This window comes from Chamaesiphon minutus PCC 6605 (assembly GCF_000317145.1).
GTDB classification, from domain to species: domain Bacteria; phylum Cyanobacteriota; class Cyanobacteriia; order Cyanobacteriales; family Chamaesiphonaceae; genus Chamaesiphon; species Chamaesiphon minutus.
Genome location: NC_019697.1, coordinates 898,632 through 915,596, shown reverse-complemented (window position 1 = coordinate 915,596; position 16,965 = coordinate 898,632). Strand labels below are relative to the sequence as shown.

16 protein-coding genes are annotated in these 16,965 nt (G+C 47.1%); 13 read left to right on the top strand and 3 right to left on the bottom strand.

All coding sequences use genetic code 11. From position 1 onward, the window contains the following. Positions 1-114 precede the first annotated feature (114 nt). Positions 115-1,620 (bottom strand): protein kinase domain-containing protein, encoded by a 1,506-nt coding sequence (locus tag CHA6605_RS04135; protein WP_041547549.1) that lies wholly within the window; start codon positions 1,618-1,620, stop codon positions 115-117. A gap of 294 nt (positions 1,621-1,914) precedes the next feature. Between CHA6605_RS04135 and CHA6605_RS04130 the strand changes: the two genes are divergently transcribed. From CHA6605_RS04130 to CHA6605_RS04100, 8 genes are all read left to right on the top strand, one after another. Continuing rightward, a complete protein-coding gene (locus CHA6605_RS04130; RefSeq protein WP_051038678.1) occupies positions 1,915-2,508 on the top strand; it encodes a COP23 domain-containing protein in 594 nt (197 codons plus the stop codon). A 108-nt stretch (positions 2,509-2,616) separates the two neighbouring features. Beyond that, the gene (locus tag CHA6605_RS04125; RefSeq protein ID WP_015158286.1) at positions 2,617-3,327 is read left to right on the top strand and encodes a S1 family peptidase; all 711 of its coding nucleotides are present in this window, start codon (positions 2,617-2,619) and stop codon (positions 3,325-3,327) included. A gap of 187 nt (positions 3,328-3,514) precedes the next feature. Then, positions 3,515-4,204 (top strand): ATP-dependent Zn protease, encoded by a 690-nt coding sequence (locus CHA6605_RS04120; protein ID WP_015158285.1) that lies wholly within the window; start codon positions 3,515-3,517, stop codon positions 4,202-4,204. 61 nt (positions 4,205-4,265) lie between these two features. Beyond that, on the top strand, positions 4,266-5,900 hold the full coding sequence (locus tag CHA6605_RS04115; protein ID WP_015158284.1) for an FkbM family methyltransferase: 1,635 nt from the start codon (positions 4,266-4,268) through the stop codon (positions 5,898-5,900). Positions 5,901-6,330: 430 nt separating this feature from the next. Then, positions 6,331-6,570, top strand: a complete 240-nt coding sequence (gene acpP, locus CHA6605_RS04110; RefSeq protein ID WP_015158283.1) for an acyl carrier protein — start codon at positions 6,331-6,333, stop codon at positions 6,568-6,570. Positions 6,571-6,685: 115 nt separating this feature from the next. Next, the gene (gene fabF, locus CHA6605_RS04105) at positions 6,686-7,945 is read left to right on the top strand and encodes a beta-ketoacyl-ACP synthase II (RefSeq protein WP_015158282.1); all 1,260 of its coding nucleotides are present in this window, start codon (positions 6,686-6,688) and stop codon (positions 7,943-7,945) included. Positions 7,946-7,957: 12 nt separating this feature from the next. Next, complete coding sequence (locus tag CHA6605_RS33610; RefSeq protein WP_015158281.1) at positions 7,958-8,128, top strand: hypothetical protein; 171 nt, start codon at positions 7,958-7,960, stop codon at positions 8,126-8,128. Between the two features lie 204 nt (positions 8,129-8,332). Then, on the top strand, positions 8,333-8,932 hold the full coding sequence (locus CHA6605_RS04100) for a hypothetical protein (protein WP_041547547.1): 600 nt from the start codon (positions 8,333-8,335) through the stop codon (positions 8,930-8,932). Here the strand turns inward: CHA6605_RS04100 and CHA6605_RS04095 are convergent. Continuing rightward, entirely contained in the window at positions 8,929-9,420 is a 492-nt protein-coding gene (locus CHA6605_RS04095; RefSeq protein ID WP_015158279.1) for a gluconokinase, read from the bottom strand. The genes CHA6605_RS04100 and CHA6605_RS04095 overlap by 4 nt on opposite strands. Before the next feature lie 208 nt (positions 9,421-9,628). On the opposite strand from CHA6605_RS04095, the gene CHA6605_RS04090 reads away from it, so the two are divergent. The 4 genes from CHA6605_RS04090 to CHA6605_RS04075 all read left to right on the top strand — a co-directional run bounded on the left by CHA6605_RS04090 (position 9,629) and on the right by CHA6605_RS04075 (position 14,891). After that, entirely contained in the window at positions 9,629-10,375 is a 747-nt protein-coding gene (locus tag CHA6605_RS04090; protein ID WP_015158278.1) for a phycobilisome rod-core linker polypeptide, read from the top strand. Between the two features lie 315 nt (positions 10,376-10,690). Further along, positions 10,691-11,071 carry a response regulator gene (locus CHA6605_RS04085; RefSeq protein WP_015158277.1) on the top strand — a complete coding sequence of 127 codons (381 nt, stop codon included), beginning with the start codon at positions 10,691-10,693 and terminating at the stop codon, positions 11,069-11,071. 35 nt (positions 11,072-11,106) lie between these two features. Further along, positions 11,107-13,164, top strand: coding sequence for a response regulator (locus CHA6605_RS04080; RefSeq protein WP_015158276.1), 2,058 nt, complete (start codon positions 11,107-11,109; stop codon positions 13,162-13,164). A gap of 479 nt (positions 13,165-13,643) precedes the next feature. Next, the gene (locus CHA6605_RS04075) at positions 13,644-14,891 is read left to right on the top strand and encodes a glutamate carboxypeptidase (protein ID WP_041547543.1); all 1,248 of its coding nucleotides are present in this window, start codon (positions 13,644-13,646) and stop codon (positions 14,889-14,891) included. Between the two features lie 25 nt (positions 14,892-14,916). Here the strand turns inward: CHA6605_RS04075 and CHA6605_RS04070 are convergent, their stop codons facing one another. Beyond that, positions 14,917-15,405 carry a hypothetical protein gene (locus tag CHA6605_RS04070; RefSeq protein ID WP_015158274.1) on the bottom strand — a complete coding sequence of 163 codons (489 nt, stop codon included), beginning with the start codon at positions 15,403-15,405 and terminating at the stop codon, positions 14,917-14,919. A gap of 194 nt (positions 15,406-15,599) precedes the next feature. Here CHA6605_RS04070 and CHA6605_RS04065 point away from each other — a divergent pair, with 194 nt between their 5' ends. Beyond that, positions 15,600-16,913 (top strand): aminopeptidase P N-terminal domain-containing protein, encoded by a 1,314-nt coding sequence (locus CHA6605_RS04065; RefSeq protein WP_015158273.1) that lies wholly within the window; start codon positions 15,600-15,602, stop codon positions 16,911-16,913. The last annotated feature ends 52 nt before the right edge of the window (positions 16,914-16,965 follow it).

Here is a 16,965-nt window from a genome sequence, read left to right as displayed (position 1 = left end):
TGATAAATAGTAGTGTACGGTGTAAATCTAATTACTATTTTGACGGGGAGCGAAGAGATCCGCTCCCTACCATCCTCTCTAGCTTTTTATACTTAAATCTAGCAATACTAAAAATTATTCTAGCTCGAACGAATCGAGCGCATTCATAACTGTTCCCAGATATTGGTAATACCGATCGGGTCGAGCTTTATATGTTAAGATATAAGCCTTACCTCGGTCGATCGTCAAAACTTCAAGATTTTTCACTAATTGGGAATTTTCATCTCTCCCTGTAAATACGACCAAATTAGCCGATCTTTTGGCTAAAAGAATCGGACTCGATTCGACAATTTTAGCATCTTGATAATATCGCTTGATTTCGGCGATCGTCGATTGAGTATAGTTGGCTAGCGTAGTCTGCGGATTCGTCAGATTTTCGACCCTAATCGATATATTTTCGCGAAACTTATTGCCTGCATTATTGTCTTGGGGACTTACAAACATCACCTGCTCGCCAGTGACAATATTCTTAATATCTTTCTGCTGCCAATTTGCTGGATATTTAATTTGAATATTCGCTGCTTTATCGATATAGCTTTTCCAGGTAATGCCATCGAGTTGGGTCGCAATTGGACTACTAGCGATGCTCGCTGGTGGTGTAAGTACCGGAGTTTTATTGGCTGAAGCAGATAATAATTTCACTACCCCGAACCCGACTAACAGCGCGCAAACAGCACTACCAAATATAACAGGTGTTTTGAGTTGATGCGATCGACTTGGCGGGATTTGACTCAGCGCAAAAGCCTTGAGAGCTTCTAATGCTTCTAGTGGTGATGAGTAACGATTGCGATAATCGGGGCGCACCATTCTATTGATGATTTCGACTAACTTACCATCGATATTGACTCGATCTCGCCACTTAAGTTCATATGTATAGGCATCTTTTTCGAGCGGAAACTTACCAGTTAGAGCTTGAATAGCGATCGCACCAACTGCATACAGATCGCTATTTAATTGCGGCATATTTTGCTCTTGCTCGTAAGAGACGTAACTCGGATCGTTAAGATTACGAGTATCTTCACTCGGCAGATTCGGCCAGGTATTCCCTAAATCTTTAACAGAACTAAAGCCAATTAAACTAAATCCGCTATTGTCTTGACGTCTAATAATATTATGCGGATTGATATCGCGATGGATATATTTAAAACTATGCAGCAAACACAAAACTTCAACCAAATCCATCAAAAAATCAAAAACTTGAGTCTGACTCCATGTCGAGCCGGGAGTCAGTTCTCGATCGAGCCGTTCGCCCTCGATATATTCGCGAATTAAATATCTATTACCGCCTTCTTCAAATCTAGCCACTAAAGACGGCTCTTGTGGATGCTGCCCGATGTTGTGGGCGATCGATCCTTGCCTTTCAAATAGTTTCTCGGCGATCGTTGGCAACATCCCACCATTGTCGATAAATTCAATTTTTTTAACTACATATAGCGGCGATTCTACTAAGTCTATATCTGTTGCTAAATAAGTAGTTCCAGACTGGCCGATGCCTAGAACCTTAACTATTTTATAATGCGAGCGAAGGATCGTGCCTAACATAAAGCGGTGCTTAGTTAAGTAAGGTATATCAAATAGCATGGGTAAAAGGGCTGGGGCTAAGCGCAGTCTAGAAGATCGCAGATCGATCGGATGACGATCTTAGCAGTAACTCGCTATTTGCTTCGAGCGTGCCGATGTCTAAGTATCATAAGCATATATGAATGAAAATTGCAGCGATCGCGATCGCATTTCGGCTCAGACATTTAGCCGATCTTCAACTACTAGATTCAGTATAAATGCGGTGGAGAGTTAACGAGCGTAGATGGTAACTCTGTTTATAATAAGTAATTTAACTACTGCTTATTTTTGTCGATCGATTCTCATTCATCATAATTGCCTACAGTTAGCAAAGTCGAAGCTTACCAACGATCGCATCAATTTATCATGTTTAGAATACTTCCATCGAGCCATAAATTTTTTAGTACTTTGCTCTTAAGTGCGACGCTCGCAATTGGATCTCAATGGTTTGCGCCCGCTCAAGCTCAAACCAGCCGAAAATTTCAGTGCGAATTGATGGCTGGGGCACCGACGACTGTTGTTAAAACTGTGCGGGGAAATATCCCGATGATCCATTGGGTCAAGTCCTTTACTGGGCGATATAATGACATCACCAACCGCTGTCAGGAAGTCTCCAATCGACTCGATCGCTTCAATCGCACTGGTAACCTAAAATATATTCGCACCGGGAATGTCAACAGCTATCCCGTCCTCTGCGTCGATGCAGGCGTTAGCGGTAACACTTGCCCCAAGCGCAGCGTACTAGTCACCCTCCACAAAGGTACCGACTCAGCACGAGTGCTCCAACAAATTCTCGATCTGCGCGCACGCGCCTCCGGACAGATCGTTCAACTCAGCGGCGAACAACTAATTCGATACCGCAATGGAGATGCTTATATTAATGTCGATCGATTATTAGGAGAGAAATAGCGATTCTCCAATGTCCTTCTGAATCGGTAGACGATCCCAAGGACGGGGAGAGGTAATTATCAATTCTTGGCGGTTCGTCCAAAGATGAGCCAGCGACTAAACTAACTCATGGGATTGCGTCGAAATCATCTGACTACCTGGGTGGTAAACACGATCCCGATTGTCGCGGCGGGAGTCATCATCACTCACATCCTGCGGCAAATACTGATGCCTAAGGTCAGTGATATTGCCAAACCGATTACCGTGAGGATCGATGGTGCCAATAGTGGCTCTGGGACGATAATCGATCGACGTGGAGATCGATATTTAGTTTTGAGCAACTGGCATGTAGTGAGTACCGCTGCTGGCAAATCGTTTACAATTGGGACTGTCGATGGTCGCAAATATCGAGTTCCGGCTCAAACGATCGCCAGAGTTGGCAATCTAGATTTAGCTACTTTAGAATTCCGAAGTCCCGAGCGTTATGCAATTGCCTCGATCGGTAATTCAGCGCGATTGAGTGAAGGTGACACCCTCTATGTCTCTGGCTGGGCCGATCCTAGTCCCCAACTTTCCCAAAAATCCTATCAATTTTTGGTCGGCAATCTCTCTGGACGCATCGCACGTCCCCAAGATGGCTACTCTTTAGTGTACACAGTCAGTGCCTTACCAGGAATGAGTGGAGGGCCAATCCTCGACTGGCGCGGTAACTTAGTCGGCATCAACGGACGCGCCACAGTAGACTTACGCACGGGTACGGTAAACTCTGTCTTAGGGATCGATATCGAGCGTTACCTACGCGCTAGCGGCAATCTACCCAGTCAGAGATGGCGAAAATAGTGAATAGTGGATAGTGGATAGTGGATAGTGAATGGTTTAAAATCTTGTACCAGCGGTTCGCCGCCGAGAGGGAGCCTCTCGGATTGTGCGAGATCGGACAGTACTGAATAACCGCTCGAAATAGCCTCAAAACTTACTTATGGCGACTACCTACTGTTCACTATTCACTATTCACTCAAGCTTATAAATGAATTCAGATAATCCAACCCAGCAAATCTCTCTAAATTTAGTCGCAATCTGTATATTTGGGATGACTATATCTAGTTTAGTCGCACCCTTAATTAATATCCCTTCAACACTACCGATCGCGATCGTGGCAGCAATTATTGTCGGCGCGACAGTAGATAATTTTTTTCTCAAAAGTACCGTTGCGACATTAGTTTTAGATGCGATCGCGGGTACCAAAGCTGAATATCGCCAGCGGATCGTTCATCACGAAGCCGGACACTTTTTAGTTGCTTATTTACTCGGTATTCCCATTACTGGATATACACTCAGTGCCTGGGAATCCTTCCGCCAAGGGCAATCGGCACAGGGTGGCGTAATGTTTGCACCCCCACAGGCAAATATTTCAGCACAATTGCTCCAGCATTACTGTACTGTCTGGATGGCAGGCATTGCTGCCGAAAAATTAGTCTACGATCGATCGCAAGGCGGTGGTGAAGATCGTCAAAAATTGCGAGGGGTATTATTCGTCGCTGGCAAACAACAACAGGAAATAGTCAAACAAGAAAACTTAGCCACACTCCAAGCCAAAAACCTAATTCAAACCAACTGGGAAGCCTATCAAGCACTAGTAACCGCCATGCTCGATCGCACCCCCGTAGCCGATTGTTGCACTCGAATCGATCGACTCAAATCCCCAGATCTAAATTAATAACTAACCCCTATTCCCTAAAACCTAAAGCCTAAAACCTAAAGCCTAAAGCCTACCCCCCATGATAGATTTCGATCCCAAAATATCTTATCTAAACTACGTCAAACAAAACCAGGTAGAGATTTCAGAAACCGTCTCCCAAGTACTCAACCAAAGTTTAGATAATTGCCAGTGGGAACAACCCGAAACCGCCTTAGATTGGAACAATCTTGCTGTCGCCGCCTTGGTAGCTGCCGAAAGCTGCGACAACTCACTCGCGCACGGTTTGTATGCTGAAATCGCTTTTGATGCAGTGCAAGCAGGCGCAGAGTTAAACCAACATCCACTCTGCGCCGCACATCTTGCCTTACTCAATTGCATGTTGGGCAATTATACCGAGGCGGCTCAAATTGCCTTTAGTGCCTTTATCAATAACCTGCAACCCACCTACACCGAAGCAAAAATCGCCCCAGGAATCGTCTACATTCCCCAACTCACGCGCGCGCACATTACCAACGGTAAAAACGAACAACTCCAACGCATCCTCAATAATGATAATGGCTATACCCAAGCCATGCTCATGCTGACAGAGGTGCTGTGTCGCACTCAAATTAGCTTGGATAATCATACAGGTTTGCGACTGTTACATCTGACAAATAAACTGATGCCAGAGCTGATTTTAGCCAACCTGCGCTTGGGTATTTATAGCATTGGCAATCAAGAATTAGAAGGATTAGTTTATCTTCACCAAGCAGCCGAAATTGCTTTAGACGATCCCACTATCGTACAATCATTATATCTTGCTTATCTAGATTTAGAACAACCAGAAATTGCCCAACATTGGCAACAAATTGGTAGAGATTATGCCAGCCAAAGATTGGCAAAACTACCATGGCAATGGACGCAACTTGCGATCGATAGTCCGTGGACGTATATTCCCTTCATTGACACAGCCTCTCCTCCAGCAAATAGTAGCGATGTTAGCTCCGACGATTGCAAAATTTCCCTCGCAGTAGCCGCTAGTTTACAAAATACGACCACTAGATGTTTACTCGCAGAAGGTAATTGGTTCGAGCGAGAAATCGAGTTTTGGCACCAATATCTCCAACCAGGAATGAACGCGATCGATATCGGTGCAAATATTGGTATTTATACCTTCAGTGCCGCCAGTAGAGTTGGCGTCAATGGCCGGGTCTACGCGATCGAACCATTTAGTATTGCAGTAGAATGTCTGCACGAAACTTGTCAGCACAACCAAATCGAAAACGTCCGAATCTTTAGAAATGCCATTAGCGATCGAGATGCTAATGCCCGACTAATTTTACAACCAAATTGTGAATTAAACTATATAATATCTGCTAATGAAATACTTGCGCCAGGTACCGAAATCGAAGAAATAGACTGCATGACCCTCGATACATTTGTCGATCGCAACGGTATCGATCGATTAGAAATAATTAAAATTTCTACAGCAGGCAGCAATTTAGCTATTTTACAAGGATGCGAACGAACATTAGCCAATTTCGCACCTACAATTATTTATAATAGTTATACATCCACAGGCATCGATCTCGCCACCGCTCAATATTTACTCGATCGAGATTACGAACTATTTCGCTATCAACCATATCTCCAGCAACTCATCCCCCTCGCCAACGAATCTGACTTCAACGAAGTCATCAAAGCGATCGCCATTCCAAAAGTAGGTGTTAATTGATAATTGATAATTGATAGATCTGTAGGTTGGTTAGCGGATGCGCGTTTCTCGTTCCCAGAGGCTACGCCAACGTCGGGTTTCCCGACGGGAAAAGCGCACCAAGCAGAGCAAGGCGAAACCCAACAGCCCCAACGAAAGTTTCTTTTATCCATTAGAAGACATTTATGTCGGCTCAGATGCTCCTGCGGAGAATCGTTCACCGCTTCGCTTAGTACAGCCTCTCCCCTAATCCCTAATCCCTAAAGCCTAAAGCCTAACCCCTTATTTGGCGCAATTTCATATTAAGATGTAGAGTGCTATTGACCTACCCTAGATGGCGATTGGCCTGCCTTCACTTCTTCTAGCCGGACGCTACAAGAACCAAAGACTGCGCCAATCGCCAACGGTTGCCAGAGCTGGATTATCGTTATAAAAGTAAAAAGGAACACATATGAGCGCAGATGTATTGGCGAAAGTGCAAGCCGTAATTGCAGATAAATTGGAAGTAGACGCTACCAAAATTACGCCAGAAGCCAACTTTACCGACGACTTAGGAGCCGACTCCCTAGATGTAGTCGAACTCGTCATGGCATTAGAAGAAGAATTTGATGTCGAAATCCCCGACGAGGAAGCCGAAAAACTCCAAACCGTTCAATCAGTAGTTGACTACATCAACGCCAAACACGGCTAGTACCGCTGCGCGGAAGATGAATTATGCGGTGTAGCGATGCGGAGCTTTCCCTCCGCATGTAGCACCACGGCACCCCAGCACCTCCACCCTCTCACATCTCATCTCTATATCCACCATGGCAAATTCCAATCCACAATCCCGCAAACGTGTTGTTATTACTGGTTTAGGCGCGATTACGCCCATTGGAAACACCCTGGCTGAATATTGGGAAGGCTTAGTGAGTGGACGAAATGGGATTGGTGCGATTACCCATTTTGACGCATCCAAACACGACTGTCGGATTGCCGGAGAACTCAAAAATTTCGACCCCTTACTGTATCTAGACAAGAAAGCAGCCAAACGGATGGACAGGTTTGCCCAGCTAGCCGTCTGCGCCACCAAACAAGCCATCGTCGATTCTGGACTGACGATCGATGCTACAAATGCCGAGCGGATCGGTGTTACCATCGGTACGGGTATCGGTGGCCTCAAAATTCTCGAAGAACAACAAGAAATCTATCTCACTAAAGGCCCCAGCCGTTGTAGCCCTTTCATGATTCCGATGATGATCGCCAATATGGCCGCTGGACTCGTGGCGATCGAACTCGGAGCCAAAGGCCCCAACTGCTGTACCGTAACAGCCTGTGCCGCAGGCGCAAACGCGATCGGCGAAGCTTTTAGACTAATCCAGGGCGACTACGCCACAGCGATGATTTGCGGCGGTACAGAAGCCGCGATCACCCCTCTCGGCATTGCCGGATTTGCCGCGTGCAAAGCCGTCTCCACCCGCAACGACGACCCCCTCCACGCTTGTCGCCCCTTCGATACCGGACGCGACGGCTTCGTCATGGGCGAAGGCGCGGGCATCCTCGTCATTGAAGAACTCGAACACGCCCAAAATCGCGGCGCGAAAATCTACGCCGAAATCGTCGGCTACGCCATGACCTGCGACGCCTATCACATGACCGGACAAACCCCTGGCGGTATCGATGCCGCTCGCGCCATGTCCCTCTGCCTCAAAGATGCCGGACTACCACCCGAAGCCGTCAGCTACATCAACGCCCACGGCACCAGCACCCCCATCAACGACCCCACCGAAACCGCAGCCATCAAAAAGGCTCTCGGCGACCACGCCTACAAGATTGCCGTCAGTTCTACCAAATCGATGACCGGACACCTCCTCGGCGGCGCAGGCGGCATCGAAGGCGTTGCATCCGCCCTCGCCATCTACCATGGCATTATTCCCCCCACGATCAATCTAGAGAATCCCGAAGAAGGTTGCGATCTTGATTATGTCCCCCACGTCAGCCGCGCCGCCAAAGTCGATGTCGTCTTATCCAATTCCTTTGGTTTTGGCGGACATAATGTGACCTTAGCGTTCCAGAAATTCTTGTAGAAATAAATTACGATGACACAATCAAACGAACCTAACGAATACGATCGCCAGTTTCGGCACCTCAACCGCAGACTAGAGCGGTTAGAAGATACCCAAATCTCCCCCCAAGAGTTTTCACGCGCATTCGACCGTGTTTATGCAGAATTTGCAGGTGTGAATTCACGAATCGATCGAGTAGCATAGTGCCGGATTCAGATGAGTAGGGTGGGCAGTGCCCACCAACATAATATCGATCTAATTCAATGAATTTTTGCGATATTTAATCTACAGTCGTGATGTTATAGGCTGTAAGTTAAATAGATTTACTTAGAGAGTGCGATTGAAAAATATAACTCTCATTGCTTTGGCTGAACCTAGTCTGTGGGCAGTGCCCACCCTACATTTTTGATGGAAGATGATTTTCTAGATTCGATCGAGGCTCGACCTTTTTATCAAATCATTCAGCGCAAATATCAAGACAAAGTAGCTAGACGTAGCGGTGTCAGCTACATGAATCATATCCGAGAAGGTGCTTTTATCGTTAGATCGATCTATGGCAACGATCGAGACTTAATCGAAGCTTTTTGTCTGCATCCCCTTTTTCAAAACGACAAATTACTATCTCAATTGCTGGCAGATACTTCTGACGATCTTGCGCTTATTTCTCCACGCGCGATCGTTTTAGGGATGGAATATAGACGGATTGCGAATAGTTATACTATTAAAAATAAAATTAGAAATCCAGAATCGATCGAGATTGGCTCGATCGATAAAGTTCATAAAATGTTGGTGGCTGACAAAATCCAAAACAAAAAAGATTTTATGAAATATATTTACAGGAAGCACGCTCGACCTTCATATCAAAAGGTTTCACAGCATGGACTTCAATACTTTAACAGTTGGCTCGATCGACTGTCTGTTAGCCAAGATATGTACGATCGAGTTGTAGGCTGGGTAGAGCAGAGCGAAACCCAACAGCATCAATCCCGATCGAAATTCAAAACTTAGATCGCAGCATTAATATCCCGAACGATCGAGTCTACATCTGTTTCGATATCGATATCGATCTGAATTGCCTCATCTGGCGTTGGTTCTTCCAATGTCTCAAATTGGCTTTTGAGCAGATCCACCTTGGCAAAATGTGCTTGTCGCTCTCGCAATCGCTTGGCAATAAGAGCGTAACTGCCTTTGAGATAGACAAATTTTACTGCCGGATCGTTGTCGCTTAGAGCAAGTCGGTAACGATACTTGAGCGCAGAGCAGGCGAGCACGGTAGTTTGGTTGGTATCTAGCCAGTGGCGGATGAGTGCGTGCAGGGTTTCTAGCCAGGGACGGCGATCTTCATCGGTGAGGGGTTTACCTTCAGATATTTTGGCCTTATTGGCATCAGAGTGAAAATCGTCAGCATCGATATATTGGCAGTGATTGGCGTCGGCTAAAGCTTTGGCGATCGTGCTTTTACCAGAACCAGCGACTCCCAAGACGATAATTATCACGATCGATGCTTCCTAAATGATGACAATATTTCCGCATGATGCGATCGGATTGTAGCAAGTAGACTCGATGCCGTCACCCAACCAACATTTATATTCTAGTGAAAATTAAGGAATGTAATTTTTTCCATCATCCACCAGAAATGAGGTACACATGAGCATTATGATGAGAAAAATTGTAAAGTTTCGTAAGAACAAGCAGCTTTAGCATATGCCTATTCCCTTATTAGAATACGCTCCTTCTACTCAAAATTCCCGGATTCAAGGTTATGAAGTACCTGGAGACGAACAGCCCCGCGTCTTCTCCACCGATAACTTGCTCTCTGCCAGTCAGCTAGACAATCTCATCGAAGCTGCTTATCGCCAGATCTTCTTTCATGCCTTTGCATCCGATCGCGAAAAATTCTTAGAATCGCAACTGCGCAACGGCCAAATTACCGTTCGCGATTTTATTCGCGGCTTGTGCTTATCTAATACCTTCACCAACAGTTTTTACAATCTCAATAGCAACTATCGGTTCGTGACACATTGCGTTCAGAAGGTGTTAGGACGCGATGTTTACAACGATGCTGAAAAAATCGCTTGGTCGATCGTGATCGCGACTAAAGGACGTGCTGGCTTTGTTAACGCTCTCCTCAACAGCGATGAGTATCTAGAAAACTTTGGCGATAATATCGTTCCCTTCCAACGTCGGCGGGTATTACCCTCTGGCGCGAGCGAATTACCTTTCAATATTCAATCGCCTCGTTACAACGAATACTATCGTGGCAAATTCGGCTTCCCCAAAATCAGTTACTCGGTTACCAAACGCAGTGCTACCCCCGCACCGCAAAAGCCCAAAGCAGGCGATCCATCTCTATTTGCAGATATGGCACAAAGCCTCGGTTTCCTGGGCAATCCACCTCAATCGCTCACCGCTTCTAGTCTCGATTATCTCAATCTAGTACCTCGTCGCTAAGGATTTAGAGGGTAGAAGGGAGACTGGGGGACGGGGGGACGGGGAGACTGGGAGAACTGGGAGACTGGGAGACTGGGAGACTGGGAGACTGGGAGACTGGAAAACAATCCGCAATCCGCAATCCGCAATCCACAACCCGCAATCTCTAACCTCTACCCTCTACTCTCTACCCTCTACCCTCTACCTAATTAAAGAATCTATTTAGGGTTGACAGCTCGTAAATATGCGACCATAAATGTAGTAGATAGAGTCTACTGGTCATCCTCGTTGGCAATTGGGTAACGAGTTATAGCGTATTTCAGTAGAGGTAGTATCGTGAGTAGTAAACGGATCTTAGTAGTTGACAACGAACCATCGATCCAGGAAGTTGCTCAAATTTGCCTAGAAACTGTAGCTGGTTGGCAAGTAACGCTTGCAGGTTCGGGATTGGAAGGATTAGCTGCTGCCGAACGCGAACAGCCAGATGCGATCTTATTAGATGTGATGATGCCAGATATGGATGGACTAGATACTTTTAGCAAACTCCAGGCAAATCCCGCCACTCGATCGATTCCGGTAATTCTGCTGACTGCTAAAGTGCAAACAACCGATCGCCGCAACTACACAGAGCTGGGAATTCGATCGACGATCGCCAAGCCATTTAGTCCGCTGGAACTAGCTCAACAAATTGCCACAACCTTGGGATGGAAACTCTAGCATAATTTAGGTGGTTACTAAAACGGGCAAAAATCATGAAGATTTTGGTAGTTGAAGACGATCTCCTCGTGGCTGAAGCACTTAGAGTCACATTGTCCGATCGAAACTATGCTGTTGAAGTCGCCCATGATGGTCGATCGGGCTTGGAATTTATCGAAGCATTTGATTACGACTTGTTATTGTTAGATGCGATCTTGCCCAATCTCGATGGGATTAGTCTGTGTCGCCACGTTCGATCGCGCGGTTATCTGATGCCGATTTTGTTATTGACGAGTAGGGATAGCAAACACGCTCGTGCCATTGGTTTAGATGCGGGTGCTGATGATTATGTAGTCAAACCTTGCGATCCAGAAGAATTATCGGCGCGGATTCGCGCGCTATTGCGTCGAGGGAACGATCGCGCACAACCAGTTTTGAAATGGGAAGATCTGAGTCTCAATCCCCGCAATTACGAAGTTACTTATCAAGAGCGACTACTGAGCCTAACGCCTAAAGAATACGCACTACTCGAACTATTTCTGCGGTACAATCGGCGGCTATTCAGTTGTGGCGCGATTTTAGAACACTTGTGGACTTATGAAGATGCTCCCAGTGAAGAAGCAGTGCGGACGCATATTAAAGGACTCCGGCACAAACTCAAAGCCGCAGGCGCACCGATCGATTTCGTCGAAACCGTCTACGGGATCGGCTATCGACTCAAGTCTAGCGAGCCGCAATCCGAACGACAATTTATCACCAACGGCGGACGTCAGGAGCTAACGTTCGCCTCTGATGATACGCTGCTAGAGCGAGAACCAACCGCGATCGACGCAGATTCGATCGTGGGATTAGAACTTACCGATAATAGCATTGGAGATCTATCTCCCAAACATCTAGCGGAGGAAGATCTTCAAGCCGAAGCTGAGTCAGAATGCCCAGAATTTCTCACCGAAATTTGGAACCGACATCACGAACAAATGAGCGCGCGCGTAGCCACGATCGACCGCGCAATTATCGCACTCGGCGATGGTTGCTTACAACCAGAACTGCGCCGCGATGCTTGGAATTGTGCCCATACACTTGCAGGTGCCCTCGGTACATTTGGATTATCACGCGGTTCTCAACTCGCCAAACAAATCGAATTAGCACTAGATGCTAATACCGAGCTGACTCCCGCCCAAATTCCGCAATTGCAAAGCAACCTCGATCGCTTGCGCCGCTCGATCGCTAGCAAAATGCCAGCAGCCAAACCCTCACCTGCAAGCACTTCTGACGATCGCTCCCCCTGGTTGCTAGTCATTTCGCAAGAGTCAGATTTAGCCGCCCAACTGAGTCATACTGCCGCAGGTAAATTTGAAATCGTCAGAGCCAGCGAGCTACAACCTCCAGACGCCCAAGGGCTACCGCCCGCTACCGCGATTGTCTTCGATTTAGATTGTTTCCCCCATATCGCCGACGGATTGGCAGCATTGTCTCAATTAGATCGCGATTATCCAAATATTCCGACGATCGTGTTGAGCCAACCCACGTCGATGGATTCTGAAGCCGACGATCTAACTACCGAGCGCACCAATAGGCTGCGGCAACGCATCGAAGTCGCTCGTAGGGGCGCGCGACTATTTCTCGTCAAACCAGTCAATGCCCAGCAAATTTTCCAATCAGTCGATCGAGTCGTGCAACAAGCGCGCACCAGTCAACCCAAAGTCACGATCGTCGATGACGATTTAATGCTACTAGAAGGCGTCAGCAGCTTACTATCGCAGCGCGGCATGACAGTTACTACACTCGCCGAACCCAGCCGCTTTTGGGAGACACTAGAGACTTCCGCACCCGATTTACTCATTCTCGACATAGATATGCCCACCTACGATGGCATCGAACTCTGTCGTGCAGTCCGTACCGATCCCAAATGGGCAAATCTCCCCATCCTCGTCCTCACCGCTCACACCGCCGCGATCGCTAGCGATCGCGTGTTTGCCGCTGGTGCCGATGATTTTGTCAGCAAACCCGTCGTCGATGCTACCCTAGTTACCCGTATCGTCAATCGACTCGATCGGATCGGATTCCAGCGATTGTCAGCACCAGAGGCTGTACGTACATCCCAGCGAATCTAATTGCCTCTTGGCAGCTCGCTCGCATCCCATCCGTGGGGATCGACATTAATTCGACAAACAATATAACCTCAATAATCGTGCATAAAACCAGATTATGCACCTAATTGTCTAGTAAAGATCGCACTCAAGTTCGATCGATAAATCCATACGCTATCAATATGGTTAGGTTAGCCAGCGACTGTGTCTTGTCTCGCTGTCTTGACTGAAACACATGCGGAGGGAACCTCCGCGTGATTTGACGTCGCATTCCCGTCGGGAAACCCGACGTTTCGCCAGAGGCGAGGCTACGCCAACGCGGAGCGTCTCCGATAGGAGAAACGCGAGCCGCAAGTCGCCGCTAGTGATGCAAAGTCCGCCTGTCTCTCGCTGCCATGGGCGGGTTTCCCGCCCACACTGCACCAAGAGAGCGAGCCGCTACGCGGACTAATAAAAGGCTTGCTATTGTGTTAACCGAACCGTATTGCATACGCTATTTAAGAATGAAAATTAATAGTATCCATGTGATTTTAATTAGTTTAGTGTTGACGATCTTGCTGGTATTAGGACATCACGATCTCGCTCGATCGGCAACCGATTCATTAATCTATGATAAAGCCCAGCAAGCCCAACCTAGCTTTCTCAAGCATCTAGAACAAATAGTTAATATTGACTCCCAGACTAACGATGCCAAGGGCTTAATGCAAGTCGAAAAACTCGTTATCGATCGGCTCAAGTCGATCGGTGCCGACATTAAAACCGTCACCGCCAAACCCAATGCTGGTAATATTATTATTGGCACGATCGCCGGAACGGGTCGCGGTAAAATTCTCCTCCTCGCCCATACAGATACCGTCTTTAAGCAAGGCACAGTAGCGCAACGCCCATTTAAAATCGTCAATAATAAAGCCTTTGGGCCAGGAGTTATGGATGATAAAGGCGGAATTCTTTTGGGTGTCGAAGCCCTAAAAATTCTCAAAGAAACGAAATTTAAGGACTTTAAAACAATTACCTTTTTAATCAACTCAGATGAAGAAACAGGATCGATAGGTTCGCGCGAATTAATTAAAGCCACTGCCAAAAAACATGATGTTGCTCTAGTTTTAGAATTTGGATCGCCACAGGATAAAATAACTTCATGGCGCAAAGGCATCGGCACCTACGGCATTAAAGTCAAAGGTCGCGCCGCTCATGCCGGAGCCGAACCCGAAAAAGGTTGTAATGCCCTCGTAGAAGCCGCACATCAAACCTTACAACTAAGCAAACTCGGCGATTCTAGCAAACAGACGACGATTAATTTTACGATTTTTCAAGCAGGCGATCGTCGCAATATTATTCCCGATACCGCTAACGTCGAAGCAGATGTCAGAGTATTAGAAGCTCGCGAATTCGATCGGCTCAAAAACGATTTTACCCGCATCACCAAAAACAAACTCTTACCTTGTACGCAAATCGAAATTCAAGCAACACCAGGCCGTCCGCCATTTCCACCCAATCCCCAAACCGATGCCCTAGTCAAAAAAGCCGTAGCCATCTATCAGCAAATTGGCCTCAAACTAGGCGTCGAATGTAGTGGCGGCGGCACCGATGGCAACTACGCCGCCATTGTTGGCACCAGCACCCTCGATGCCCTTGGCCCCGTCGGCGGCGGCGCACACAGCGCGACAGAATACATCGATATCGATCGCATTGCACCGCGAATTTACCTACTTACCAAGCTAATTATGGATTTGGCTTCTTCTACCCGCTAAGTTTTAAAAGTACTGAAATTTTGCTCTACCACCCATCATAAAAAAATTCCGGTGGTGGCAAAATCATCGCCGACGGATCGCGATCGATTGTTACCGAAACTACTAACGATTCGGGATCGACATATGCTTCAAAAACCGTAATTATTTCTAATGGCTGACCACCCCCTGAAATAATAAAGCGGGTTTCTCCGTTTTCATCAAGACAAGCTAAGAGTCTGCCATGAATGGTTTCTCTCCAAAAAAGTCCTTCTGGCATCGGCCCATCTACCCTAATGGTAATTGAAACCTTACAAATATTCGACTCATCAAATTGCACTTTGTATTCTGCACGTTTCTCCATCCACTCCGGCCAATTTTCTTTGGGATGCAGCTTGACGAATTTATCGATCGCTAATTCCCGCAGGGCTTGACTATAAATATCACGAGCGATACTAGCTCCTACAGCTAACCTCTTCAGCTTTTGACGATATTCAGCCCGCGCAGCTCGCGCTGCACTAATCTTTGGATTTCTCATCTTTATCTAAATGCCATGACGTTCGATCGAATTAATAGTTCTGTAGATTGAGTAGAATTAGTCCGCGTAGGCGGACTTTGCATCACTAGCGACGATTTCAATCGTGCGCACTCGATCGTGCGCTATCAATAGACAACCTTTAAATCATCTAGGATTGTTAATATAACAATATACTCAGCATAGGTTAGAAGTTCATGCAAGCAGAATACCGCCAGCGTCGGGAACAGTTAATGGCAAAAATTGGCAATGGCACCGCGATATTTGGGAGCGCGCCCATGGCTACCATGCACAACGATGTCGAATACGTCTATCGCCAAGAAAGTGACTTCTACTACCTGACTGGCTTCAACGAACCCCACGCCGTTGCCGTCATCGCCCCCCACCACGAAGAACACAAATTTATCCTCTTCGTCCAACCCAAAGAACGCGAAAAGGAAATCTGGACTGGCTATCGCGTCGGTGTCGATGCCGCCAAAGAGAAATACGGCGCAGACGAAGCATATTTGATTAGCGAACTCGACGAAAAACTCCCCCAATATCTCGAAAAAGGGGACAAAATCTACTATCACATGGGGCGCGACGAGCAACTAAATAATAAAGTCATTACCCATTGGCAAAGATTGCTCCGCTCCTATGGTAAACGCGGCACCGGGCCAGTCTCGATCGAAGATCCCTTCCTCACCCTCCACCCCCTGCGCCAGGTTAAAAGTCCCGCCGAGCTAGACTTAATGCGCGAAGCCGCCCGCATCGCCGCCCTCGCCCACGCACGCGCCCGCGAAATCGCCAAACCAGGCGTCAAAGAATCAGAAATCGAAGCCGAAATCGAATACATCTTCCGCAAAAACGGTGCCATGGGCGTAGCCTACCCCTCGATCGTTGCATCTGGCTCCAACGCCTGTATCCTCCACTATATCGACAACAACAGCACCCTCCAAGACGGCGATTTATTGCTCATCGATGCAGGCTGCTCCGTCGGTTACTACAACTCCGACGTCACTCGCACCTTCCCCGTTAACGGCAAATTCACCACCGAACAAAAAATTATCTACGAACTAGTCCTCGACGCCCAAATGGCGAGTATCGAACAAGTCAAACCAGGCACCACTTGGAAAGACTTCCACCACACCTCCGTCCAAATTATCACCGAAGGCTTGGTTCAACTCGAACTTCTCGCTGGCGATGTCGATACCCTAATTGAAGAAGGCAAATACAAAAACTTCTACATGCACGGTACCGGACACTGGCTCGGCTTAGACGTTCACGATGCAGGGATTTACATGCACGGTGCCGAAACCTGGTACCAATTCCAACCGGGCAACATCATCACCGTCGAACCCGGCATCTATATCTCCCCCGACATCGAACCCGCCGAAGGACAACCCAAAATCGACGACTGCTGGAAAGGCATCGGCGTAAGAATCGAAGATGACGTTCTCATCACTGCCATTGGGAACGAAGTCCTCACCGCCGCCATCCCTAAATTTGTCGAAGATCTAGAATCCCACTAAATAACCCCTCCCCGGATAAGCCTGGAAGAAAAATCTCCTCCTCTACTAAGGC

Excerpts from the sequence above, each read along its gene's own strand:
- fabF (WP_015158282.1), top strand. The coding sequence starts at position 6,686 with ATGGCAAATTCCAATCCACAATCCCGCAAACGTGTTGTTATTACTGGT.
- CHA6605_RS04115 (WP_015158284.1), top strand. The coding sequence starts at position 4,266 with ATGATAGATTTCGATCCCAAAATATCTTATCTAAACTACGTCAAACAA.
- CHA6605_RS04090 (WP_015158278.1), top strand. The coding sequence starts at position 9,629 with ATGCCTATTCCCTTATTAGAATACGCTCCTTCTACTCAAAATTCCCGG.
- CHA6605_RS04080 (WP_015158276.1), top strand. The coding sequence starts at position 11,107 with ATGAAGATTTTGGTAGTTGAAGACGATCTCCTCGTGGCTGAAGCACTT.
- CHA6605_RS04120 (WP_015158285.1), top strand. The coding sequence starts at position 3,515 with ATGAATTCAGATAATCCAACCCAGCAAATCTCTCTAAATTTAGTCGCA.
- CHA6605_RS04070 (WP_015158274.1), bottom strand. The coding sequence starts at position 15,405 with ATGAGAAATCCAAAGATTAGTGCAGCGCGAGCTGCGCGGGCTGAATAT.
- CHA6605_RS04135 (WP_041547549.1), bottom strand. The coding sequence starts at position 1,620 with ATGCTATTTGATATACCTTACTTAACTAAGCACCGCTTTATGTTAGGC.
- CHA6605_RS04065 (WP_015158273.1), top strand. The coding sequence starts at position 15,600 with ATGCAAGCAGAATACCGCCAGCGTCGGGAACAGTTAATGGCAAAAATT.
- CHA6605_RS04075 (WP_041547543.1), top strand. The coding sequence starts at position 13,644 with ATGAAAATTAATAGTATCCATGTGATTTTAATTAGTTTAGTGTTGACG.
- acpP (WP_015158283.1), top strand. The coding sequence starts at position 6,331 with ATGAGCGCAGATGTATTGGCGAAAGTGCAAGCCGTAATTGCAGATAAA.
- CHA6605_RS04125 (WP_015158286.1), top strand. The coding sequence starts at position 2,617 with ATGGGATTGCGTCGAAATCATCTGACTACCTGGGTGGTAAACACGATC.
- CHA6605_RS04100 (WP_041547547.1), top strand. The coding sequence starts at position 8,333 with ATGGAAGATGATTTTCTAGATTCGATCGAGGCTCGACCTTTTTATCAA.
- CHA6605_RS33610 (WP_015158281.1), top strand. The coding sequence starts at position 7,958 with ATGACACAATCAAACGAACCTAACGAATACGATCGCCAGTTTCGGCAC.